The sequence below is a fragment of the Streptococcus infantis genome (assembly GCF_047460405.1).
Lineage (GTDB): Bacteria > Bacillota > Bacilli > Lactobacillales > Streptococcaceae > Streptococcus > Streptococcus infantis_Q.
This window is the reverse complement of sequence record NZ_JASHGH010000003.1, coordinates 21,330-44,473: the sequence shown is the minus strand read 5'-3', so window position 1 is coordinate 44,473 and position 23,144 is coordinate 21,330. Positions and strand designations below refer to the sequence as shown.

At 39.1% G+C, this 23,144-nt stretch carries 17 protein-coding genes and 1 other RNA gene; 11 read left to right on the top strand and 7 right to left on the bottom strand.

Going from position 1 to position 23,144, the window contains the following annotated elements; all coding sequences use genetic code 11:
- Positions 1 to 46 precede the first annotated feature (46 nt).
- Together QM928_RS01930 and QM928_RS01925 are read left to right on the top strand one after the other, a co-directional pair.
- Entirely contained in the window at positions 47 to 943 is an 897-nt protein-coding gene (locus QM928_RS01930) for an SPFH domain-containing protein (protein WP_281335138.1), read from the top strand.
- Between the two features lie 105 nt (positions 944 to 1,048).
- On the top strand, positions 1,049 to 1,264 hold the full coding sequence (locus QM928_RS01925; RefSeq protein WP_001140700.1) for a hypothetical protein: 216 nt from the start codon (positions 1,049 to 1,051) through the stop codon (positions 1,262 to 1,264).
- A 455-nt stretch (positions 1,265 to 1,719) separates the two neighbouring features.
- On the opposite strand, the gene QM928_RS01920 is transcribed toward QM928_RS01925, so the two are convergent.
- Positions 1,720 to 2,460: an amino acid ABC transporter ATP-binding protein gene (locus QM928_RS01920; RefSeq protein ID WP_000081949.1), complete on the bottom strand. Its 741-nt coding sequence runs from the start codon at positions 2,458 to 2,460 to the stop codon at positions 1,720 to 1,722.
- The gene (locus QM928_RS01915; protein WP_414294444.1) at positions 2,460 to 4,025 is read right to left on the bottom strand and encodes an ABC transporter substrate-binding protein/permease; all 1,566 of its coding nucleotides are present in this window, start codon (positions 4,023 to 4,025) and stop codon (positions 2,460 to 2,462) included. Before QM928_RS01915 ends, QM928_RS01920 begins: the two co-directional genes overlap by 1 nt.
- A 130-nt stretch (positions 4,026 to 4,155) precedes the next feature.
- On the opposite strand from QM928_RS01915, the gene QM928_RS01910 reads away from it, so the two are divergent.
- On the top strand, positions 4,156 to 6,048 hold the full coding sequence (locus QM928_RS01910) for a DUF2207 family protein (protein WP_414294443.1): 1,893 nt from the start codon (positions 4,156 to 4,158) through the stop codon (positions 6,046 to 6,048).
- Positions 6,049 to 6,109: 61 nt separating this feature from the next.
- Positions 6,110 to 6,955, top strand: coding sequence for an undecaprenyl-diphosphate phosphatase (locus QM928_RS01905; RefSeq protein WP_414294442.1), 846 nt, complete (start codon positions 6,110 to 6,112; stop codon positions 6,953 to 6,955).
- Positions 6,956 to 6,989: 34 nt separating this feature from the next.
- Here QM928_RS01905 and dinB read toward each other — a convergent pair whose 3' ends face one another.
- Positions 6,990 to 8,051, bottom strand: coding sequence for a DNA polymerase IV (dinB, locus tag QM928_RS01900; RefSeq protein ID WP_414294441.1), 1,062 nt, complete (start codon positions 8,049 to 8,051; stop codon positions 6,990 to 6,992).
- 236 nt (positions 8,052 to 8,287) lie between these two features.
- On the opposite strand from dinB, the gene pflB reads away from it, so the two are divergent.
- Positions 8,288 to 10,603 carry a formate C-acetyltransferase gene (gene pflB / locus QM928_RS01895; RefSeq protein WP_049527379.1) on the top strand — a complete coding sequence of 772 codons (2,316 nt, stop codon included), beginning with the start codon at positions 8,288 to 8,290 and terminating at the stop codon, positions 10,601 to 10,603.
- Between the two features lie 109 nt (positions 10,604 to 10,712).
- On the opposite strand, the gene QM928_RS01890 is transcribed toward pflB, so the two are convergent.
- The gene (locus tag QM928_RS01890; protein WP_414294440.1) at positions 10,713 to 12,098 is read right to left on the bottom strand and encodes an IS1182 family transposase; all 1,386 of its coding nucleotides are present in this window, start codon (positions 12,096 to 12,098) and stop codon (positions 10,713 to 10,715) included.
- Positions 12,099 to 12,577: 479 nt separating this feature from the next.
- Here QM928_RS01890 and QM928_RS01885 point away from each other — a divergent pair, with 479 nt between their 5' ends.
- Positions 12,578 to 14,680, top strand: a complete 2,103-nt coding sequence (locus tag QM928_RS01885) for an AAA family ATPase (protein WP_414294439.1) — start codon at positions 12,578 to 12,580, stop codon at positions 14,678 to 14,680.
- 58 nt (positions 14,681 to 14,738) lie between these two features.
- Here QM928_RS01885 and QM928_RS01880 read toward each other — a convergent pair whose 3' ends face one another.
- On the bottom strand, positions 14,739 to 15,221 hold the full coding sequence (locus QM928_RS01880; protein ID WP_006151868.1) for an S-ribosylhomocysteine lyase: 483 nt from the start codon (positions 15,219 to 15,221) through the stop codon (positions 14,739 to 14,741).
- 202 nt (positions 15,222 to 15,423) lie between these two features.
- On the opposite strand from QM928_RS01880, the gene QM928_RS01875 reads away from it, so the two are divergent.
- Positions 15,424 to 17,406: a peptide ABC transporter substrate-binding protein gene (locus QM928_RS01875; protein ID WP_371608133.1), complete on the top strand. Its 1,983-nt coding sequence runs from the start codon at positions 15,424 to 15,426 to the stop codon at positions 17,404 to 17,406.
- A 339-nt stretch (positions 17,407 to 17,745) separates the two neighbouring features.
- Here the strand turns inward: QM928_RS01875 and pbp1a are convergent, their stop codons facing one another.
- Positions 17,746 to 19,908 (bottom strand): penicillin-binding protein PBP1A, encoded by a 2,163-nt coding sequence (gene pbp1a / locus QM928_RS01870; protein WP_414273237.1) that lies wholly within the window; start codon positions 19,906 to 19,908, stop codon positions 17,746 to 17,748.
- Positions 19,905 to 20,501, bottom strand: a complete 597-nt coding sequence (gene recU, locus QM928_RS01865; RefSeq protein WP_414273236.1) for a Holliday junction resolvase RecU — start codon at positions 20,499 to 20,501, stop codon at positions 19,905 to 19,907. The genes pbp1a and recU overlap by 4 nt, the downstream gene beginning before the upstream one ends.
- 67 nt (positions 20,502 to 20,568) lie before the next feature.
- On the opposite strand from recU, the gene QM928_RS01860 reads away from it, so the two are divergent.
- The 4 genes from QM928_RS01860 (at position 20,569) to QM928_RS01845 (ending at position 23,133) form a co-directional block, all read left to right on the top strand.
- Complete coding sequence (locus tag QM928_RS01860) at positions 20,569 to 21,096, top strand: DUF1273 domain-containing protein (protein WP_414294438.1); 528 nt, start codon at positions 20,569 to 20,571, stop codon at positions 21,094 to 21,096.
- Positions 21,097 to 21,165: 69 nt separating this feature from the next.
- Positions 21,166 to 21,495: a cell division regulator GpsB gene (gene gpsB / locus QM928_RS01855; protein ID WP_311522587.1), complete on the top strand. Its 330-nt coding sequence runs from the start codon at positions 21,166 to 21,168 to the stop codon at positions 21,493 to 21,495.
- Positions 21,496 to 21,513: 18 nt separating this feature from the next.
- Positions 21,514 to 21,894, top strand: an RNA gene (gene rnpB, locus QM928_RS01850) — RNase P RNA component class B.
- 81 nt (positions 21,895 to 21,975) lie between these two features.
- On the top strand, positions 21,976 to 23,133 hold the full coding sequence (locus tag QM928_RS01845; RefSeq protein WP_414294437.1) for a THUMP domain-containing class I SAM-dependent RNA methyltransferase: 1,158 nt from the start codon (positions 21,976 to 21,978) through the stop codon (positions 23,131 to 23,133).
- Positions 23,134 to 23,144 lie beyond the last annotated feature (11 nt).

The window sequence follows — 23,144 nt, the reverse complement described above, 5'->3', positions numbered from 1 at the left end:
CTATTTACTAGTGCTATAATGTAAGTGAAGAAAGGGGGAGATTCCCATGGTTTTAAAAGTTATACTTGTTCTAATTATTCTAATGCTTATTGTAGGAGCTATATTAATGAGCTCAATCTATGTTGTTCGACAACAATCAGTAGCTATCATTGAACGATTTGGTAAGTATCAAAAATTGAGCAATAGTGGTATTCACCTAAGAGCACCATTTGGGATTGATAAAATTGCAGCTCGTGTCCAACTGCGTCTCTTGCAAAGTGAAATCGTTGTGGAAACCAAGACTCAAGATAACGTATTTGTGACGATGAATGTTGCGACACAGTACCGAGTAAATGAACAAAATGTTACAGATGCTTACTATAAACTAATGAGACCTGAGGCTCAAATCAAATCTTATATTGAAGACGCATTGCGCTCATCAGTTCCTAAGTTAACTTTGGATGAATTGTTTGAGAAAAAGGATGAAATTGCATTAGAAGTTCAAAAACAAGTAGCGGAAGAAATGTCAACGTATGGGTACATTATCGTCAAAACGCTCATTACCAAAGTAGAGCCGGATGCGGAAGTCAAGCAATCAATGAATGAAATCAATGCTGCTCAACGTAAGAGAGTAGCAGCACAAGAATTGGCCGAAGCAGATAAAATTAAGATCGTAACAGCGGCCGAAGCAGAGGCAGAAAAGGATCGCCTACATGGTGTAGGGATCGCAGAGCAACGAAAAGCAATTGTTGATGGACTTGCTGATTCTATTAAAGAGTTAAAAGGGGCCAATGTTGAATTAACTGAAGAGCAAATCATGTCAATCTTGTTAACTAACCAGTATTTAGATACATTGAATAATTTTGCAGAAAAACAAGGTAATAATGCAATTTTCTTACCAGCAAATCCTAACGGAGTTGAAGATATACGAACCCATATATTATCGGCTTTAAAAGCCAAGTAAACTAAATCTTAACGTCTTATTTGATTGGATATATGTTTTTTTATTGACAAATGCCATAAAAACGTATACAATTAAATATCGTAAAGAATAAAATAGGAGAAAAACATGGCTAAGACTAACTTTGAAAAAGTAGAATCAGTTGTTAGCTGGGTTCGTGATAAGAAGATCACTGGTTATCGTATTTCTAAAGAAACGAATGCACGTGAAATGTCTATCATTGCTCTAGCTCAAGGACGTGCAAAAGTTAAAAATATTTCCTTTGAAACAGCCCTTGGATTAATTGATTTCTATGAAAAAAATCATGAAAAATTTGAAGATTAATCTTTGGATACAAGCAGACTCTAATTAGGGTCTGCTTTTATTTATGGAATGGAGAAATAGCCATGCTATGACCTACTCAACAAATCTATTTGTTAGAATGAAGTAGGTTGACAGGGAGCTGAGTAATCTCATACTCTTCGAAAATCAAATTCAAACCACGTCAGCTTCGCCTTGCCGTACTCAAGTACAGCCTGCGGCTCGCTTCCTAGTTTGCTCTTTGATTTTCATTGAGTATCACTCATGAAAATCAAATAAAAGATTAGGAATATAGCTACAAGCAATACTTGCTCAGGAAACATAGGAAGGGATAAAAGTGATTTTTAAAGTATAAAAAGAGGTCGGGATAAAAAACTCCGACCTTGATTTTTATGTTCATGAGCCTTTGACTCAATGGTGATTGGGATTGAATAGGAAAACAACTCTTAGTTTAAGAGGTGTTTTCAACCACTTTTGTCTTATCCTAAATAGCGTTGTAAAAATTCTCTTGTACGTTCCTCTTTAGGATTTGTAAATAAATCTTCAGGTTTGCCTTCTTCTGCAATCACACCTTTGTCCATAAAGATGACACGGTGTGATACGTCACGAGCAAATTCCATTTCGTGGGTTACAACGATCATTGTCAAGCCTTCTTGAGCTAGTTCTTGCATGATTTTTAGAACTTCACCGACCATTTCAGGATCAAGGGCTGAGGTTGGCTCATCAAAGAGAATGGCATCAGGGTTCATAGAAAGTGCGCGAGCAATGGCGACACGTTGCTTTTGACCACCTGAAAGTTGCTTAGGTTTAGCTTGCCAGTAGCGCTCTCCCATTCCAACTTTTTCAAGGTTTTCTTTAGCAATTTTCTCTGCTTCTGATCGTTCACGTTTGAGAACGGTTGTCTGTGCAACAATCGTATTTTCAAGAACATTGAGATTTTCAAAGAGGTTAAAGGATTGGAAAACCATACCTAGTTTTTCACGATAGTGAGTGAGATTATAGCCTTTCTCGAGGACATTTTCACCGTGATAAAGGATTTCACCTTCAGTTGGTGTTTCGAGAAGATTGATAGAACGTAGGAAGGTTGATTTACCGCTACCAGAACTACCGATGATAGAAATCACTTCACCTTTGTGAATAGTGAGAGAGATATCTTTTAGGACCTCGTTTTGCCCGTAGGATTTTTTGAGGTGTTTGATTTCAAGGATTGGTTGACTCATTATTTCAAATCCTCCGTTTGCATTTGGTTAGCACCTGTCGTGTAGGTATCCATATCCATACGTTTTTCGATGAAGCGGAGGATACGCGTTACTGTGAAGGTGAGGACAAAGTAGATAACTGCTATGATGGTAAAGGTTTGGAAGTACTGGTAGGTTTGTGTTGCTACTGTATTTCCTGAGAAGTAAAGTTCTACTACAGAGATAACGTTCAATACAGAAGTATCCTTGATGTTGATGACGAACTCATTACCAGTCGCTGGTAGAATATTTCTAACAACTTGAGGCAAAACGATCTTACGCATGGTCTGGTTATGAGTCATACCAAGTGCAGTTGCCGCTTCAAATTGTCCCTTATCAACAGACAAAATACCACCACGAACGATTTCGGTCATGTAGGCACCGGTATTGATAGAAACAATAAAGATAGCAGCTAGCGTACGGTCTAGGTTGATCCCGAAAGCTTGAGCAGTTCCATAGTAGATAACCATAGATTGTACAATCATAGGTGTTCCACGGAAAATTTCAATATAGATATTGAGAATCCAACCGATTAGTTTTTGGATGCCAAAGATAAATTGGTTTTCAGATAGAGGTGCAGTACGGAAAACACCGATAGCAAGACCAATAGTGAGACCAACGATGGTACCGATAATTGAAATGAGAAGGGTAATACCAGCACCACGCAAGAGTTGTTGCCAGTTTTCAGTCAGAATTTTAGCGACTTGGCCAAAGAAATTACTGTTGCTTTCTTCTGTCGTTGTAGATTCTGCTGGCTGCTCTTTGATCATACGATCCATGAGCGCAACTTGTTCATCTTTAGAAATGGTTTCAATACTGGCGTTGATTTGGCTGATACGGTCATCATCTTTACGAAGTCCAATAGCGATAGACGTATCTTCTTCACCAGTTTTAAAACCAGGTTCAGGCTGAATCATTTTGAACTTAGCGTTTGCTGATTCGGCAGTTAGGGCTTCAGGACGTTCAGAAACGTAGGCATCAATGACACCAGCTTCAAGAGCTTGACGCATTTGGGCGAAATCTCCCATGGCAGTTTCCTTCTGAGCGCCTGAGATTTGTGAAATCAAATCATAAAGGTAAACACCTTGTTGAGAAGTGATTTTTGCTCCGCTAAAGTCCTCTAGTGATTTGGCGTTTGCATAGGCAGAATCCTTTTTGACCAAAAGTACTGGTTCGCTAGTATAGTAGCTGCTTGAAAATGCAATTTCTTGTTTGCGTTCAGCAGTTGGGCTCATACCTGCAATGATCATATCAATCTTACCAGAAGTAAGGGCTGGGACAAGTCCTTCCCACTTGGTTTTAACAACCAAGGGCTCTTTGCCTAGGTCCTTAGCAATCTTTTTAGCTATTTGGACGTCGTAACCATTAGCATATTGGTTGGTTCCATCGATTTTGACAGCGCCGTTACTGTCGTCATCTTGAGTCCAGTTAAAGGGTGCGTAGGCTGCCTCCATACCGATACGTAAATATTCATCGGCTTGGACCTGGCTAACTAGTCCTAAAGTAAGGGCCAGGCTAGCAAGGATAGTTAAGCATAATTTTTTCATGATTTCTCCTATTTCTAGTCTAAAATTGCTTCTCTCTATTGTATCGAAAATTAGCAAGTTTTTCAATCCTAGTAAACCCTTACTTGGAAAAAAATGATATAATGAGAAAAAGGTCAAAAGAGGCTATATTATGAAAAAAAGATGGTTAATAGTACTTATATTTACTTGTCTGATAATTGTTCCAAAATTGGTTTTTGCCGTGGATTTCAGCATTCCATCCTATAAAGGAGAACTGTATATTCATGCAGACAATACAGCGGAATTTAGGCAGAAGATAGTTTACCAGTTTGAGGATGATTTTAATGGCCAAATCGTGGGACTTGGTCGTGCAGGCAAGATGCCTAGCGGGTTTGAAATTGATCCTCATCCAAAGGTTGAGGCCTCGAAAAATGGTGCTGAACTGACAGATGTTACTAGCGAAGTGACAGAAGAAACGAATGGTTATACTGTTAAAGTCTATAATCCAGGTCAGGAAGGGGACAGGGTCGAAGTGGAACTTACCTGGCAATTGAAAAACCTTCTTTTCTTGTATAATGATATCGCTGAATTAAATTGGCAACCCTTAACAGACAGTTCAGAATCTATTGAAAAGTTTGAGTTTCATGTAAGCGGAGAGAAGGGGGCTGAAAAACTCTTTTTCCACACAGGTCAACTTTATAGAGAGGGAAGGATTGAACAGAGTGGTCATGACTATACTATTCGCTTAGACAATCTTCCGTCTAAGCGCGGAGTTGAGTTGCATGCCTACTGGCCTCGAACCGATTTTGCTAGCGCTATGGATCAGGGCTTAAAAGGGAATCGTTTAGAAGAGTTTAATAAGATAGAAGACTCGATTGTTAGAGAAAAAGAGCAGAGTAAACAACTCGTTACTTGGGTGTTTCCTTCAATACTTTCCATCTCCTTGTTATTGAGTATCTGCTTCTATTTTATTTATAGAAGAAAAACCACTCCTTCAGTCAAATATGCCAAAAATCATCGTCTCTATGAACCGCCGATGGAATTAGAGCCTATGGTTTTATCTGAAGCTGTTTACTCGACCTCCTTGGAGGAAGTAAGCCCTCTAATCAAAGGAGCAGGCAAATTCACCTTCAACCAGCTTATTCAGGCTACCTTACTAGATGTAATCGACCGTGGTAATGTCTCTATTATTTCAGAAGGAGATGCAGTTACTTTAAGGTTGGTAAAAGAAGATGGCTTGGCAAACTTTGAGAGGACCTGTCTAAATCTGGCCTTTTCAGGTAAAAAAGACGTTGCTGTTTCCGATTTGTTTGCAGATTATAAGGTATCTGAGAGCCTTTATCGTGGAGCGAAAGCTACTGATGAAAAACGGATTCAAACAAAAGGCCGTAAGCTCAAATATTCTTTTGAAAGAGCATTGAAAGAGATGCAAGAAGGGGTGAAGGACCGAGTCTCTTTCTTGGGGCTACCAGCTTATTATCGTCCCTTGACTAGCGGGGAAAAGGTCTTGCAAGTGAGTATGGGTGTTTCTACTATTTTCCCACTAATCATCGGATTTGGTTTGTTCTTGTACAGTTTGGACGTTCATGGCTATCTCTACCTCCCCTTGCCAATACTTGGCTTAATAGGTTTAGTTTTGGCTGCTTTCTACTATTGGAAGCTTCGACTAGATAATCGTGATGGTGTTCTAAATGAAGCAGGAGCAGAGGTCTATTATCTTTGGACGAGCTTTGAAAATATGTTGCGGGAGATTGCACGATTGGATCAGGCTGAATTGGAAAGTATTGTAGTCTGGAATCGCCTACTGGTGTATGCAACCTTGTTTGGCTGTGCTGACAAGGTGAGCCATTTGATGAAGGTTCACCAGATCCAAGTTGAAAATCCAGATATCAATCTCTATGTAGCTTATGGCTGGCATAACATGTTTTATCATTCAACAGCGCAAATGAGCCATTATGCCAGTGTTGCAAATACAGCAAGTACTTACTCAGTATCTTCTAGTAGTGGAAGTTCTGGTGGTGGATTCTCTGGAGGCGGTGGCGGTGGCAGCATCGGTGCCTTTTAAAGAAAACTCAACACAGCTTATAAAAGTATGATATAATGGAGGATAGAAAAAGGAGTTATCTATGTATCTTATTGAAATTTTAAAATCTATCTTTTTTGGGATCGTTGAAGGAATTACGGAATGGTTGCCGATTTCAAGTACTGGTCACTTGATTTTAGCAGAAGAGTTTATCCAGTATAAAGATCAAAATGAAGCCTTCATGTCTATGTTTAACGTAGTTATTCAACTCGGAGCTATTTTAGCGGTTATGGTTATCTACTTTAACAAGCTTAATCCCTTCAAACCTGGTAAGGATAAAGTGGAAATCCGTAGAACTTGGCAGTTATGGTCCAAAGTTTTTGTAGCGACTCTTCCTCTTCTTTTAGTCTTTAAGTTTGATGATTGGTTTGATACTCACTTCCATAATATGGTTTCAGTAGCCATTATGTTGATTGTTTATGGGGTTGCCTTTATTTATCTTGAAAAACGCAACAAAGCGCAAGCAATTGAGCCAACAGTCACAGAGCTAGACAAGTTGCCTTATAAAACGGCCCTCTATATCGGACTTTTCCAAGTCTTGGCCCTTTTACCAGGGACTAGCCGTTCCGGTGCGACTATCGTTGGTGGTTTGTTAAATGGAACTAGTCGTTCAGTAGTAACTGAGTTTACCTTCTACCTAGGAATTCCAGTTATGTTTGGAGCCAGTGCTTTGAAGATTTTTAAATTCATCAAGGCAGGAGAAATTTTGAGTTTTGGTCAATTCTTCTTGCTCTTAGTAGCCATGGTAGTAGCTTTTGCAGTCAGCATGGTTGCCATTCGTTTCTTGACCAGCTATGTTAAAAAACACGACTTTACGATGTTTGGTAAATACCGTATTGTCCTTGGTAGTGTCTTGCTACTTTATAGCTTTATTCGATTATTTGTATAAGAAAAAAACCTTGAGGGAAGCTTCCTTCAAGGTTTTAAAATCCAGTCACAGTGACACCCAATAAGCGAACGTCTTTATCTTTATCTGTCAGAGATTCGTAAAGTTGGATAGCCATTCGTGAAATAGTTTCAGCATCTTGGATCTTTTGAGATAAGCTTTTCCGCTTAGTCATTGTAGAGAAGTCAGCATAGCGGATTTTTAAAATAATAATCTTTCCAGATTTTTCATGTTTTTGAAGACTCAGGGCAACTCTTTCCGAAAGGAGAGTTAGCTCTTTTTTGATATCCTCTTCTAGATTGAGAATTTTACTATAAGTTTTTTCTTTTCCAATAGATTTACGAATGCGATTGGATTTGACGGGAGAATTATCAATTCCACGAGCCTTGCGATACAGGTCAAAACCGAGTCGACCAAAACGATCAATGAGACTAATTTCAGAAATATTTAAAAGATCAGCACCTGTAAATACCCCCATTTGATGCAATTTCTCAACTGTTTTCTTACCTACACCGTGGAATTTAGCGATATCCATTTGTTTGAGAAAATCTTCAGCTTCATCAGGGAGAATAATTGTCAGACCTCGAGGTTTTTGGTAATCGCTGGCTATTTTAGCTAAGAATTTATTATAAGACACACCAGCAGAAGCGGTCAGATGAAGTTCTTGCCAAATATCTTGTTGAATTAGTCGAGCGATTTTAACAGCTGACTTGATACCGAGTTTGTTTTCAGTCACGTCTAGATAAGCTTCATCGATACTCATAGGCTCGATATTATCCGTATAACGTTTGAAAATAGCTCTAATCTGTTGACCGACAGCAGTATATTTTTCGTAGTTTCCAGAAATGAAAACAGCTTGAGGGCAACGTTCATAGGCTTCTTTAGAACTCATAGCTGAGTGGATGCCAAAGACTCGCGCTTCATAACTACAGGTAGAAACAACTCCTCGACCACCAGTTTTTCTAGGATCACTACCAATCACAACTGGCTTCCCTTTAAGTTTGGGATTGTCTCGAATTTCAACAGCAGCAAAAAAGGCATCCATGTCAATATGGATGATTTTACGAGATAAATCATTCATTAGTGGAAAAATCAACATGGAGAAACCTCTCAGTGCTAGTTTGTTTAATTTTATTATACTCTTTTTCTGAAAAAATGAAAATCAAATAACCTCTTTCAAAAATATAATACAGTTTGTGATATATTTTGAACTGTATTAGAAAAGAAAGTATTAAAAAAGTGAGTTTTTAGTTGTTGAAATCGTTTACTGTGTGTTATACTGAATACATGAATGTAACAGATGGCTGTTACTAGAAAGAAAAAAGAGGAATTAACATGGTTGTTAAGACAGTTGTTGAAGCACAGGACATTTTTGACAAAGCTTGGGAAGGCTTTAAAGGTGTTGACTGGAAAGAAAAAGCAAGTGTATCACGCTTTGTACAAGCAAACTACACTCCTTATGATGGAGATGAAAGCTTCCTTGCAGGACCAACAGAACGTTCACTCCACATCAAAAAAATCGTAGAAGAAACTAAAGCACACTACGAAGAAACTCGTTTCCCAATGGACACTCGTCCAACTTCTATTGCTGATATTCCTGCTGGATTTATCGACAAAGAAAACGAATTGATTTATGGTATCCAAAACGATGAACTCTTCAAATTGAACTTCATGCCAAAAGGTGGTATCCGTATGGCTGAAACTACTTTGAAAGAAAATGGATACGAACCAGATCCAGCTGTTCACGAAATCTTCACTAAATACGTAACAACTGTTAATGACGGTATCTTCCGTGCTTACACTTCAAATATCCGTCGCGCTCGTCACGCACACACTGTAACTGGTCTTCCAGATGCATACTCACGTGGACGTATCATCGGTGTTTACGCACGTCTTGCTCTTTACGGTGCAGATTACTTGATGCAAGAAAAAGTAAACGACTGGAACTCAATCGAAGAAATCGATGAAGAAACAATCCGTCTTCGTGAAGAAATCAACCTTCAATACCAAGCATTGCAACAAGTTGTTCGCTTGGGTGACCTTTATGGAGTTGACGTTCGCAAACCAGCGATGAACGTTAAAGAAGCAATCCAATGGGTTAATATCGCCTTCATGGCTGTCTGTCGTGTTATCAACGGTGCGGCTACATCTCTTGGACGTGTACCAATCGTATTGGATATCTTTGCAGAACGTGACCTTGCTCGTGGTACATTTACTGAATCAGAAATCCAAGAATTTGTTGATGATTTCGTTATGAAACTTCGTACAGTTAAATTTGCTCGTACAAAAGCTTACGACCAATTGTACTCAGGTGACCCAACCTTCATCACAACTTCAATGGCTGGTATGGGTAACGACGGTCGTCACCGTGTTACTAAGATGGACTACCGTTTCTTGAACACTCTTGACAATATCGGTAACTCTCCAGAACCAAACTTGACAGTTCTTTGGACTGACAAATTGCCATACAACTTCCGTCGCTACTGTATGCACATGAGCCACAAACACTCTTCAATCCAATACGAAGGTGTTACAACAATGGCTAAAGATGGATACGGTGAAATGAGCTGTATCTCATGTTGTGTATCTCCACTTGACCCAGAAAATGAAGAACAACGTCACAACATCCAGTACTTCGGTGCTCGCGTAAACGTATTGAAAGCCCTTCTTACTGGTTTGAACGGTGGTTACGACGATGTTCATAAAGACTACAAAGTATTTGATATCGAACCAATCCGTGACGAAGTCCTTGAGTTCGAATCAGTTAAAGCTAACTTTGAAAAATCTCTTGACTGGTTGACTGACACTTACGTAGATGCTTTGAACATCATCCACTACATGACTGACAAGTACAACTACGAAGCTGTTCAAATGGCCTTCTTGCCAACTAAACAACGTGCTAACATGGGATTCGGTATCTGTGGATTCGCTAACACTGTTGACACATTGTCAGCTATCAAGTATGCTACAGTTAAACCAATCCGTGACGAAAATGGCTACATCTACGATTACGAAACAATCGGTGAATACCCACGTTGGGGTGAAGATGACCCACGTTCAAACGAATTGGCAGAATGGTTGATCGAAGCTTACACAACTCGTCTACGTAGCCACAAACTTTACAAAGACGCAGAAGCTACAGTATCACTTTTGACAATCACATCTAACGTTGCTTACTCTAAACAAACTGGTAACTCACCAGTCCACAAAGGTGTATACCTCAACGAAGATGGTTCTGTGAACTTGTCTAAATTGGAATTCTTCTCACCAGGTGCTAACCCATCTAACAAAGCTAAAGGTGGATGGTTGCAAAACTTGAACTCACTTGCTAGCCTTGACTTTGGTTATGCAGCTGATGGTATCTCGTTGACAACTCAAGTATCACCTCGCGCTCTTGGTAAAACTCGTGACGAACAAGTTGATAACTTGGTAACAATCCTTGATGGTTACTTCGAAAACGGTGGACAACACGTTAACTTGAACGTTATGGACTTGAACGATGTTTACGAAAAGATCATGTCAGGTGAAGACGTTATCGTACGTATCTCTGGATACTGTGTAAATACTAAGTACCTCACTCCAGAACAAAAAACTGAATTGACACAACGTGTCTTCCACGAAGTTCTTTCAATGGATGATGCATTGAGCTAAGAATCATAAATAGTAAAACAAAAACCAGTCATTTTGACTGGTTTCAGAACGAAGACAAACGTCATTTTTGGCGTTTGTCTTTTTCTCTTTTCAAAAATATGTTGTCTCATCATCTGATATTCCATTCAAAAATCGGATTTAGAACAAAATAAAAAGGGATATTCTCTATCCATTTCACCAGTTTTTTGATATTTAAACATGCCAAAGTAAGCCCAACCTGATCCTCCATTTTGGACTTTCCTTTCTCTCTAGTGTATCTCAAATTATGGTACTCCTTAGCCGTCCCAAAAAGCCGTTCAATTGTTTCTTTGCGCTTCTTATAGAGCTCTTTCATTTCTCTTTGGTGACGAATCTCCTCACAAAATTCAAGGGCATCTTTCCAGACATGTCTCGTTACTACTTTTTGATGATTTTGGCTTTGGGTACAAACGGATAATAAAGGACAGGCAACACATACTTTGGGATTACTCTTATACTCACGGTAGCCTTCTCGAGTGGTAGTGCGATAGCTTAATACTTGATTCTCTGGACAAATATAAGAGTCATGACTTGCATCATAAACAAACTGACTAGGTCTTAAGTTCCCCTTTACTCCCTTTGGACGAGTATAAGGAAAGACAGGAATGATGTTACGTTCTAATAAATAATGGGCAATAGCTGGGGTCTTGTAGCCTGAATCCGCAATTATATAGCGTGGAGAGAAAGGCTTTAACTTTGAAAATAAGGCAGGGAAAGCCTGGCTATCATGAACATTTCCTGCTTCAACCGTATAAGCTAAGGCCCAACCATGCTTATCGCAAGCAACTTGAGCAGAATAGGCAAATACTTCCTTGTGTTCGCCCTTGTGAAACCAACCACACTCGGGATCTGTTGTTGAGATTTTCTTTTCTTTTGCCTCACTTTCTTTTGCGGGCTTTAAGGACTTTTTTGCGTGTTTTTTCCGATCTAAATCAATCTCAACTGCCAATTGTTCACTCATAAATTTAGCTTGTTGGTCTACCATTTCCTTACGATACTTGTGACTATTAGCTGCCGCTTTGATATGGGTACCATCCACAAATATTTCAGAAGGATCAATTAAGCCAGCATACAAAGCTTGGTTGAGAACTTGGGAAAAAATCTCAGAAATGAGTTCTTTATCTTGAAAACGACGGCTGTAATTCTTGCCATAGGTAGTAAAATGAGGAACCTTATCATCTAAAGTTAGTCCGAGAAACCAACGATAGGCTACGTTTACTTCAATCTCTTTAATGGTTTGGCGCATGGAACGGATACCATAAAAACACTTGATCAAAGGAATTTTGACTAACATGACAGGATCAAGACTAGGACGACCATTATCTGGACTATAGGTATCTTCTACCAAGTCATAAATAAAGTCAAAATCAACCTTTGAATCTACTTGTCGAAGAAAGTGATCTTTGGGGACCAATTCATCTATCGTATAGAAACCATATTGCTTACGATTATAATCAGGTTTTTCTTTGTGAAACATAGGGATTACCTCACAACTCTTCTTACCTCTATTATACGACTTTACACAAAGAAAAGCCCTTAGAAACTTGAGTTCTAAGGACTTTGTCTTCAATCTGAAACCAGTCATTTTGACTGGTTTTTTGCTATAAAAAAATTTTTAAAAAAAGTTGGTCAAAGTTGGTCAAACCTCTTGACCAATACTGACCAAAGTGATATACTAAGAACATAAGGATAAGGAAATCCTTAGAAAACCTTGATTTTAAGGTGATTGTGTAATTTATCTTAAGGTCAAAGTATGGGTAAAACTTAGAAAAGAGGTACAACCTATGGTTAACATTAGTATTTTTAGAAGTCCAATCGAAAAACCTGTATTGGATAAAGAAAAACCTGAAATTATACGTAGAGTAGCAAATAGCTAGTCTAAATTTTTTGAAACAAAGGTCAGAGAAAGTCAAATTATTTTGACAAGTAAATTTGAAAACAAACGAGGTATGAAATATGAATAACAACTTTAATAACTTTAACAACATGGATGATTTATTTAACCAATTGATGGGTGGTATGCGTGGATATAGTTCAGAAAACCGTCGTTACTTGATTAACGGCCGTGAAGTAACACCTGAAGAATTCGCTATTTACCGTCAAACTGGTCAACTTCCAGGCGAAGGAAGTGAACAAGCTCAATATGTTCAAGGTAAAGCCATGAAACAAGACGGTATTCTTGCTAAACTTGGACGTAACTTAACTGCTGAAGCCCGTGAAGGTAAGTTAGATCCAGTTATTGGACGTAACAAGGAAATTCAAGAAACATCTGAAATCCTTTCTCGTCGTACAAAGAATAACCCAGTTCTTGTCGGGGATGCTGGTGTTGGTAAAACGGCAGTAGTTGAAGGTTTGGCTCAAGCTATCGTGAATGGTGATGTTCCAGCAGCAATCAAGAACAAAGAGATTATTTCTATTGATATTTCTGGACTTGAAGCTGGTACTCAATACCGTGGTAGCTTTGAAGAAAATATTCAGAACTTGGTAAAAGAAGTTAAAGAAGCTGGAAATATTATCCTCTTCTTCGATGAAATCCACCAAATCCTTGGTGCAGGTAGCACAGGGGATGGTCAAGGATCTAAGGGGCTTGCTGATATTTTGAAACCAGCTCTTTCACGTGGTGAATTGACAGTGATTGGAGCAACAACTCAAGATGAATATCGCAACACTATTTTGAAAAATGCTGCTCTTGCTCGTCGTTTCAACGAAGTAAAAGTTAATGTACCATCTGCTGAAGATACTTTCAAGATTCTCCAAGGGATCCGTGATCTTTATCAACAACACCACAATGTTATCTTGCCAGATGAAGTATTGAAAGCGGCTGTTGATTATTCTGTTCAATATATTCCACAACGTAGCTTGCCAGATAAGGCTATAGACTTGGTAGATGTGACAGCTGCTCACTTGGCAGCACAACACCCAGTGACAGATGTACATGCTGTGGAACATGAAATTGAAGAAGAAAAAGCTAAACAAGAAGCTGCAGCTGCTAAAGAAGATTACGAAGCAGCCCTTAATGCAAAAATTCGTATCGAAGAACTTGAAAAACAAATTGCTAATCATACAGAAGATCACAAGGTTACAGCCACTGTAAATGATGTAGCTGAGTCTGTCGAACGGATGACTGGAATCCCAGTATCACAAATGGGTGCAACCGATATTGAACGATTGAAAGATATGGGTCACCGTTTGCAAACGAAAGTTATCGGTCAAGACAAAGCTGTTGAGGCAGTAGCAAAAGCTATCCGTCGTAACCGTGCTGGTTTTGATGAAGGTAACCGTCCAATCGGTAGCTTCCTCTTTGTAGGTCCTACTGGTGTTGGTAAGACTGAGTTGGCCAAACAATTGGCTCTTGATATGTTCGGAACGAAAGATGCCATCATCCGTTTGGACATGTCAGAATATAGCGACCGTACAGCCGTATCTAAATTGATTGGTACAACTGCAGGTTATGTTGGTTACGATGACAACAACAATACCTTGACAGAACGCGTCCGTCGCAATCCATACTCAATCGTACTTTTGGATGAGATTGAAAAGGCTGACCCTCAAGTCATCACCCTTCTCCTCCAAGTTTTGGACGATGGTCGTTTGACAGATGGTCAAGGTAACACTGTCAACTTCAAGAATACGGTGATTATCGCAACTTCAAACGCAGGCTTTGGTTACGAAGCTAACTTGACAGAAGATGCTGATAAACCAGAACTTATGGATCGTTTGAAACCTTACTTCCGTCCAGAATTCCTTAACCGTTTCAATGCTGTCATCGAATTCTCACACTTGAGCAAAGAAGATCTTTCTAAGATTGTAGACCTTATGTTGGTTGAAGTTAACAAGACGCTTTCTAAGAAAGACATTGACTTGGTAGTGAGCGAAGCTGCTAAAGAATACATGACTGAAGAAGGTTACGATGAAGTCATGGGTGTTCGTCCACTCCGTCGTGTGATTGAACAACAAATCCGTGACAAAGTCACAGACTTCCACTTGGATAACCTTGATGCTAAACACCTAGAAGCTGACATGGAAGATGGTGTTTTGGTCATTCGTGAAAAAGCCTAAATCAAGATTTTGAAAATAAAAAAAGGAACCAGTTCAAAAGCTGGTTTCTTTTTTATTATTAGATGACATGACGTTCAAAGGCATCGTCTGAGATTCCTTGTTGGAGAATCAATTTTGCCCATTCTTTAGCTGAAAATAGGCTATGATCCTTGTAGTTACCACAAGATTCAATGGTTGTTCCTGGGACATCTTCCCAAGTTGTTGTTTCAGCGATTTCTTTGAGTGAATCCTTGATGACAGCAGCGATTTCTGCGCTAGTATGACGTCCCCACATAATCATATGGAACCCTGTACGACAACCAAATGGTGAACAATCGATCATACCGTCGATGCGAGTACGGATTAGCTTAGCCAAGAGGTGCTCAATAGTATGAAGTCCAGCAGTAGGGATAGAGTCCTCATTTGGTTGAACCAAGCGAATATCAAAGTTAGAAATGATATCTCCCTTAGGACCTGTTTCTTCTCCGATTAAACGGACATACGGTGCTTTAACAATGGTGTGATCGAGTTCAAAACTTTCAACAATAACTTCTTTTGACATGGTATTTCCTTTCAATTTTCTCTTTTCATTATATCATAAAGATTTGTTTGAGAACTGTCAATAAAAGAACTTTTTCTCAGTTGGTTTTTAGAAAAGTTTCTCATAAAAATGTTTTTAAATCAATTTGAAAAATTCTGAAAATTGTATTGACACTTGGCTGAAAAGGGATTATAATGTATAAAAAGTCAAAAAGGAGTTTATTATGAAATTTTCAAAAGTAATGGCCCTAGCAGGGGTGACTCTGTTAGCGTCTGGTGTTTTGGCAGCTTGTTCAGGTTCAGGCTCTAGTGCAAAGGGTGAGAAAACTTTTTCTTATGTTTATGAAACAGATCCAGATAGTCTCAACTATCTGACAACTGGTAAGGCTGCGGTTGCTAATATCACAAGTAATGTCGTTGACGGTTTGATGGAGAATGACCGCTACGGTAACTTCGTGCCATCTTTGGCAGAAGATTGGTCAGTGTCTAAAGACGGGTTGACTTACACTTACACAATCCGTAAAGATGCTAAGTGGTACACTTCTGAAGGCGAAGAGTATGCACCAGTTAAAGCGCAAGACTTTGTAACAGGTCTTAAGTATGCTGCTGACAATAAGTCAGAAGCCCTTTATCTTGTTCAAGAATCTATTAAAGGTTTGGATGCTTATGTAAAAGGTGAAGTTAAAGACTTCTCAGAAGTTGGAATCAAGGCTGTAGATGATCAAACAGTTCAATACACTTTGAACAAACCAGAAAGCTTCTGGAACTCTAAGACAACCATGGGAATTCTTGCACCAGTCAATGAAGAATTCCTTACTTCTAAAGGAAGTGACTTTGCTAAAGCAACAGATCCAAGCAGTATTCTTTACAACGGTCCTTTCTTGTTGAAATCATTGGTAGCAAAATCTTCAGTAGAATTTGAAAAGAATCCAAACTACTGGGATAAGGACAATGTTCATATTGATAAAGTAAAACTTTCATTCTGGGATGGTCAAGACAATAACAAACTTGCAGAAACCTTTAAAGATGGTGGTTTCTCAATGGCCCTTCTCTTCCCAACAAGTGGAAGCTACTCTGAACTTGAAAAAGAGTTTAAGGATAACATCGTTTATACAACACAAGATTCTACAACTTTCTTAGTCGGTACGAATATTGACCGTCAGTCTTACAAATATACTTCTAAGACTACAGACGAGCAAAAGACTTCAACTAAGAAAGCTCTTCTTAACAAAGACTTCCGTCAAGCCATCGCCTTTGGTTTTGATAGAAAAGCTTATGCTTCTCAAGTTAATGGAGAAAGTGGAGCAAGCAAACTCCTTCGTAACTTGTTCGTACCACCAACATTTGTTCAAGCAGATGGTAAAAACTTTGGTGACTTAGTTAAGGAAAAATTGGTGACCTATGGTGATGAGTGGAAAGATGTTAATCTAGAAGACGCTCAAGACGGTCTTTACAATCCTGAAAAAGCAAAAGCAGAGTTTGCTAAGGCTAAGACAGCTCTCCAAGCGGAGGGTGTTCAATTCCCAATCCACTTGGATATGCCAGTTGACCAAACCAATACTACAAAAGTTCAACGTGTTCAATCATTGAAACAATCGCTTGAAGCAACATTAGGAACTGACAATGTCGTTATTGATATCCAACAACTTCAAAAAGATGAAGTTCTCAATGTCACTTACTTTGCAGAATCAGCTGCTGGGGAAGATTGGGATCTTTCAGATAACGTTGGTTGGTCTCCGGACTACATCGACCCATCTACATACCTTGATATCATCAAACCATCAGTAGGTGAAAATACTAAGACTTACCTAGGATTTGATTCAGGTACAAATAACGCTGCCGCCAAACAAGTTGGTTTGGAAGATTACGAAAAGATGGTTGTTGAAGCTGGAAATGAAGACACTGACGTTTCAAAACGTTATGATAAATATGCTGCAGCCCAAGCTTGGTTGACAGATAGTGCATTGATTATTCCAACAACTTCTAAAACTGGACGTCCAATGTTGTCTAAGATGGTACCATTCACCCTTCCATTTGCATACTCAGGTAACAAGGGTATGAGTGAAGCCCTCTTGTACAAGTACCTTGAACTTCAAGATAAACCAGTAACTGCTGATGAATATCAAAAAGCTCAAGATAAATGGAAGAAAGAAAAAGAAGAATCTAATAAAAAAGCGCAAGAAGATCTTGCAAATCATGTCAAATAAGAAAAAAGAGGCCGGACAAAAAGTCTGGTCTTTTGATATCATTGCTGAGACATCAGTTTGATATTTTGGTTATTAGTTCAAGCACTGCATTGAAGTAGTAGAACAGACATTCTAAGTCACGCTCCAGTATTACATAAAAGTAAGATATCTTTTATCTATAATTTTAAACAGTTTTCCCGACTATTTAACTTGTGTTTGGGATAAGGTTGCGATTGAGATATTAACCTGTTCAGTTGTTTCTCTACATATTTTTAAAAAGTTTGACCTGGTAGAAATTAAGATTCCACCATAAAAAACTGCATACAAAAAACTGAGAATAAATCCTCAGTTTTTTATATTTTATTGCTGCCCTTGTGTATTTTGTGGGGCTGGATTTTGTTGTTGACTATTTGTAGTTGTGTTTGGTACTGAGGCATTTGGATTGGTAGTGCCATTCGTATTATCATTCGAAGAGATTGGACTTTCAGTTGTTGAAGTTGTACTTGAACTTGAGCTCTCTGTTGTCGAACTTGCTTGAGTTGACTGTGGAATCCAGTTGTTACGAGCACCGTTCTTAAAGACGTATTCTCCGTTACGATACAAACCTTCAGGCATTGTCCAATCACCAGGATGATCATCCTCTGACAGATATCCCATCATTGAGCGGTAGATATTTGCAGCGACTCTAAATCCATCTCCTACGATTGGAGTAAGACGGTTTGAGTAACCAGTCCAAACGGCCATTGAATACTTACGGGTATATCCTACGAACATTTCATCTGGAGCAACATACCCAGTGTTCTTAATGTAGTTCTCAATTTCATCGTCTGTATAGTTTGAAGTACCAGTTTTACCAGCTTGTGGAAGCCATGACATGTAGGCTCCACGACCAGTTCCGTAAGTTAATACGGTTTTCATCATTTCTGTCATCATGTAGGCGGTTGTTTCCTTCATGGCGCGAGTACCTTGGTCTGAAAACTCTTTTGAACTGCCATCACTAAAGACAACTTTATTGATATACATTGGTTTGTGATAGATACCGCCGTTAGCAAAGGCAGCATAGGCAGCAGCCATTTTTTCACTACTTGCTCCGTACTGTTTATGAGATTCAACTGTATTACTTGAGATAGCATTTGCGTATACCATTGATGGGTAATCAATTCCTAAACCATTTAAGAAGGTCTTAGCATGGTCTAATCCAACTTTTTCAAGTGTTTTAACGGCTGGTACGTTACGAGATTGTTGAATTGCGTACTGGAGAGTGATATTTCCAAAGTAGGTCTTATCCCAGTTATAGACAGGAATGTCTGTTCCAGGATAGTTATAAGGGGCATCATTAATCGTTGCTGCAGTAGAGTCGAAGATTCCGTACTCAAGTGCAGGAGCGTAGTCTGTGATAGGTTTCATAGTAGAACCCCAGTCACGGTTTGTTTCGACGGCTTGGTTGATACCGAATGAAACATTACTTGATTGGTGTCTAGAACCAAGTTGAGCGATGACTTTACCATTTGTAACATCAACGATAGTAGAAGCAGCTTGAAGGTCATCATCTGGATAGTCAACATATTCGTCTGTATTGTAAACATCCCAAAGGCGTTTTTGTACCTCTTGGTCGACGTTTGTATAGACTTCCATACCTGTTGTTAATAGATTATAACCTGTCTCTTGCTCTACTTGGTCAATAACTTCTTTAAGATAGTTATCCATGTACTGTGGATAGCTATTAACAGATTTTAGACTTTGAAGTCCATCTGTGATTGGGGTATTGATTGCTGTTTCATATTGCTCGGCGGTAAGGTAGCCCTGCTTTTGCATTTCTGACAAAACGAGGTTTCGTCTTTCAAGGGCTGCTTCGGGATGAGAATAGGGATCGTATTGGTTTGGAGCCTGTGGCATACCTGCTAAGAGTGCAAGTTGTGGGATGGACAAGTCTTTGAGGTCCTTACCATAATAGTTTTCCGCAGCTGTCTGCATACCATAGTTACCATTTGACATGTAGACCTTATTGACGTAATAGGTCAAGATTTCTTGCTTAGTTGCAGTTCGCTCTAGCTGGATAGCCAACCAAGCCTCTTGAACTTTACGGGATAGGGTTTGATCAGCTGTTGATGTTGAAAAATAAGTCAGCTTAATTAACTGCTGGGTCAAGGTTGATCCCCCTTGAAGACCACCATTACTACTGAGGTTACGTAGGAAAGCTCCTGCTATTCGAATGCTATCAATTCCTCTGTGGTTAAAGAAGCGATGATCCTCGATAGAGACAATCGCATTGACAAGATCAGTAGGAATGTCACTACTTTGAGCATTGACACGACGTTCAGCACCTAAATCTGCGATGAGTTCATTTTTGCTATCATAAATTTTACTTGATGTAGTTGCAACAAGTTTGCTTTCAGAGAGTTCAGGAGCCTTGTTTGCATAGTGAAGAAATACACCACCGCCAAGTAGGAAAGCTACGATAAATAAGCTAATCGTAACAATGCTGAGGTATTTAACGATGCGCAAGATAGTTTGTTTGTTCATATTGTTTTACCACCTAGTAAATGTTGTTTGACTGTATCAAGGTAAGGAATTTGTGGAAAAGCAGACTGCTCAATCACATAACCGAATTCTTTGATATAGTCAAGCGGCATTGACTTTTTACCCATATCCTGATGATAAAAACGGATGAGGTCAAGTGCCGGCAATAAATACGTTTCTTGATAAGAAGAAAAATGAAGAAGGACAAAGCAAATCCCTTTTTGTTCAAGGACTTGTTCCATATGCCGAATCTGATGAGGATGGAAATTCTTCATCGGAATCGCATGTTTTTGCTTGGTTTCCTTGGCTTCGAAATCGATGTAAAACCCTTCATAAACTCCAGAATAATCGGTAGTTGATGCTTGTCTAAAATAAGCTTCAACAATCTTAGCCCGACTACGCTGAGGATAGTCTACGCGGACAATCTGAACAGGAGTTGGTTTTTTGTGGATAACAGCCAAACCGTGTGTCAGATAATACTCGTTTGTAGCATTGATCATCTTTTCAAAGGTCATCCCACGATTTGCGAAATTTTTAGTTTGTGAGGTGACTTCTTGTTTTTTTTTCGATGAAAGTTTATGAGGATAGTTGACCATAATTCTCCTTATTGGTACAATAACATCACTCTATTATACCATAAAAGTGAACAGAAAGGGTGAAAAAATGCATACAGCCTTGGTTTTAGGCTATTCTAGCTTTGATTTAGGATTGTTTAATGACAAAGATATTCGTTTAAAAATTATTAAAAAAGCCATTCGTAGAGATTTAGAAAAACTAGCAGATGAAGGGTTGAAATGGTTGGTGTTTACGGGAACTCTGGGATTTGAACACTGGGTTTTAGAGGTGGCCAGAGATATGAAAGATGACTTTGGTTTCCAACTTGCGACTATCTTTGATTTCGAAACTCATGGGGCAAACTGGAATGAGGGGAATCAGGTCAAACTGAGTGAATTTAAACAAGTTGATTTTGTAAAATACGCCTATCCGAACTATGAACACAAGGGTCAATTACGAGACTATCAACTTTTCTTACTTGAAAATACAGATGGAGCCTATCTTTTTTATGATGAAGAAAATGAAACAAAACTGAAGTATTTTTACGAACTGATGAAAAAGAAAGACAACTATATTACAAAAAGATTAACATTTGAGGAATTAAACGAAGTAGCTGAAAATTTTTCCGAAAATTGAGCCTTTGACCTTGCTTTTTGTTTGCCTTTTTTTATATAATAATACTAGCAACTGAGAATGGAGAGAGACATGGCAAGTATTATTTTTACAGCAAAAGATATTTTTGAGCAGGATTTTGGAAGAGAAGTACGTGGATATAGTAAAGCAGAGGTTGATGAATTCTTGGATGATGTCATCAAGGATTATGAAACTTATGCAGCATTAGTAAAATCATTGCGTTCAGAAATCGCGGAGCTCAAAGAAGAATTGGCGAAAAAACCTCAAGTGGCACCAGCAACTTCTGAATCAGCAGATCATGGAAGTACGACTTCTATGACAAACTTTGATATTTTGAAACGTTTGAATCGTCTTGAAAAAGAAGTATTTGGTAAACAAATCTTGGATAATTCTGATTTCTAAGAATGATTTTGTTGTGCAATTTTTGGATAATCGCGTGAAGAGAATTTCTTTTCATGAGGAAAGTCCATGCTAGCACAGGCTGTGATGCCTGTAGTGTTTGTGCTAGGCGAAACCATAAGCCTAGGGACGAGAAATCGTTACGGCAGTTGAAATGGCTAAGTCTTTTGATAGGTCAGAGTAGGCTTGAAAGTGCCACAGTGACGGAGTCTCTCTGGAAACGGAGAGAGTGGAACGCGGTAAACCCCTCAAGCTAGCAACCCAAATTTTGGTCGGGGCATGGAGTGCGCGGAAACGAACGTAGTACTCTGACTGCTATCAGCTAGAGCTGCTAGTGGTAGACAGATGATTATCGAAGGAAGTGGTCCTAGTCACTTCTGGAACAAAACATGGCTTATAGAAAATTGCATATAGGTTGGGGCTGAGATATATTCTCAACCTCATTTTTTAAAGTGAATAAAGAAAGGTCTATAAAAGACTGAAATGAAAACAACATTTAATTTAATTGCGACTGCTGCGGCGGGTTTGGAAGCTGTAGTTGGGCGTGAAGTAAGAGATTTGGGCTACGATTGTCAGGTTGAAAACGGTCGTGTCCGTTTTCAAGGTGATGTGAAAGCAATCATCCAAACAAACTTGTGGCTAAGAGCTGCGGATAGAATCAAAATCGTCGTGGGAACTTTTCCTGCAAAAACATTTGAAGAACTCTTCCAAGGTGTTTTTGCTCTAGATTGGGAGAACTATCTCTCACTTGGAGCACGTTTCCCAATTGCAAAGGCTAAGTGTGTCAAATCAAAATTACACAATGAGCCAAGTGTGCAGGCGATTTCTAAGAAGGCAGTTGTTAAGAAATTACAAAAACATTATGCACGACCAGAGGGCGTTCCTCTCATGGAAAATGGTCCAGAGTTCAAGATTGAAGTTTCCATTTTGAAAGATGTAGCGACTGTTATGATTGATACAACTGGGCCAAGTCTCTTTAAACGTGGTTACCGTACTGAAAAAGGTGGAGCTCCGATCAAAGAAAATATGGCAGCTGCGATTTTGCAACTTTCTAACTGGTACCCTGATAAGCCTTTGATTGATCCAACTTGTGGTTCGGGAACTTTTTGTATTGAGGCGGCTATGATTGCGCGCAAGATGGCGCCTGGTTTACGTCGTTCCTTTGCCTTTGAAGAATGGAACTGGGTCAGTGACCGTTTGATTCAAGAAGTCAGAACTGAAGCTAGTAAGCAGATAGATCGAGAGATTGAACTGGATATTATGGGCTGTGATATTGATGGTCGTATGGTAGAAATTGCCAAGGCCAATGCCCAGGCAGCAGGAGTATCTGGAGATATTCTCTTTAAACAGATGCGCGTACAGGATTTGCGTACGGATAAGATTAATGGGGTGATTATCTCTAACCCGCCTTATGGTGAACGCTTGTCAGATGATGCAGGGGTTACCAAGCTCTATGCTGAAATGGGTGAGGTTTTTGAGCCTCTCAAGACGTGGAGTAAGTTTATCCTGACTAGTGACGAAGCCTTTGAAAGCAAATATGGTAGTCAGGCGGACAAAAAACGAAAACTCTACAATGGTACTTTGAAAGTTGATTTATATCAATATTTTGGTCAACGTGTCAAAAGAAATTTGACAGATTAGAAAGGAGTTGC

Excerpts from the sequence above, each read along its gene's own strand:
- QM928_RS01930 (WP_281335138.1), top strand. The coding sequence starts at position 47 with ATGGTTTTAAAAGTTATACTTGTTCTAATTATTCTAATGCTTATTGTA.
- QM928_RS01925 (WP_001140700.1), top strand. The coding sequence starts at position 1,049 with ATGGCTAAGACTAACTTTGAAAAAGTAGAATCAGTTGTTAGCTGGGTT.
- QM928_RS01920 (WP_000081949.1), bottom strand. The coding sequence starts at position 2,460 with ATGAGTCAACCAATCCTTGAAATCAAACACCTCAAAAAATCCTACGGG.
- QM928_RS01915 (WP_414294444.1), bottom strand. The coding sequence starts at position 4,025 with ATGAAAAAATTATGCTTAACTATCCTTGCTAGCCTGGCCCTTACTTTA.
- QM928_RS01910 (WP_414294443.1), top strand. The coding sequence starts at position 4,156 with ATGAAAAAAAGATGGTTAATAGTACTTATATTTACTTGTCTGATAATT.
- QM928_RS01905 (WP_414294442.1), top strand. The coding sequence starts at position 6,110 with ATGTATCTTATTGAAATTTTAAAATCTATCTTTTTTGGGATCGTTGAA.
- dinB (WP_414294441.1), bottom strand. The coding sequence starts at position 8,051 with ATGTTGATTTTTCCACTAATGAATGATTTATCTCGTAAAATCATCCAT.
- pflB (WP_049527379.1), top strand. The coding sequence starts at position 8,288 with ATGGTTGTTAAGACAGTTGTTGAAGCACAGGACATTTTTGACAAAGCT.
- QM928_RS01890 (WP_414294440.1), bottom strand. The coding sequence starts at position 12,098 with ATGTTTCACAAAGAAAAACCTGATTATAATCGTAAGCAATATGGTTTC.
- QM928_RS01885 (WP_414294439.1), top strand. The coding sequence starts at position 12,578 with ATGAATAACAACTTTAATAACTTTAACAACATGGATGATTTATTTAAC.
- QM928_RS01880 (WP_006151868.1), bottom strand. The coding sequence starts at position 15,221 with ATGTCAAAAGAAGTTATTGTTGAAAGTTTTGAACTCGATCACACCATT.
- QM928_RS01875 (WP_371608133.1), top strand. The coding sequence starts at position 15,424 with ATGAAATTTTCAAAAGTAATGGCCCTAGCAGGGGTGACTCTGTTAGCG.
- pbp1a (WP_414273237.1), bottom strand. The coding sequence starts at position 19,908 with ATGAACAAACAAACTATCTTGCGCATCGTTAAATACCTCAGCATTGTT.
- recU (WP_414273236.1), bottom strand. The coding sequence starts at position 20,501 with ATGGTCAACTATCCTCATAAACTTTCATCGAAAAAAAAACAAGAAGTC.
- QM928_RS01860 (WP_414294438.1), top strand. The coding sequence starts at position 20,569 with ATGCATACAGCCTTGGTTTTAGGCTATTCTAGCTTTGATTTAGGATTG.
- gpsB (WP_311522587.1), top strand. The coding sequence starts at position 21,166 with ATGGCAAGTATTATTTTTACAGCAAAAGATATTTTTGAGCAGGATTTT.
- QM928_RS01845 (WP_414294437.1), top strand. The coding sequence starts at position 21,976 with ATGAAAACAACATTTAATTTAATTGCGACTGCTGCGGCGGGTTTGGAA.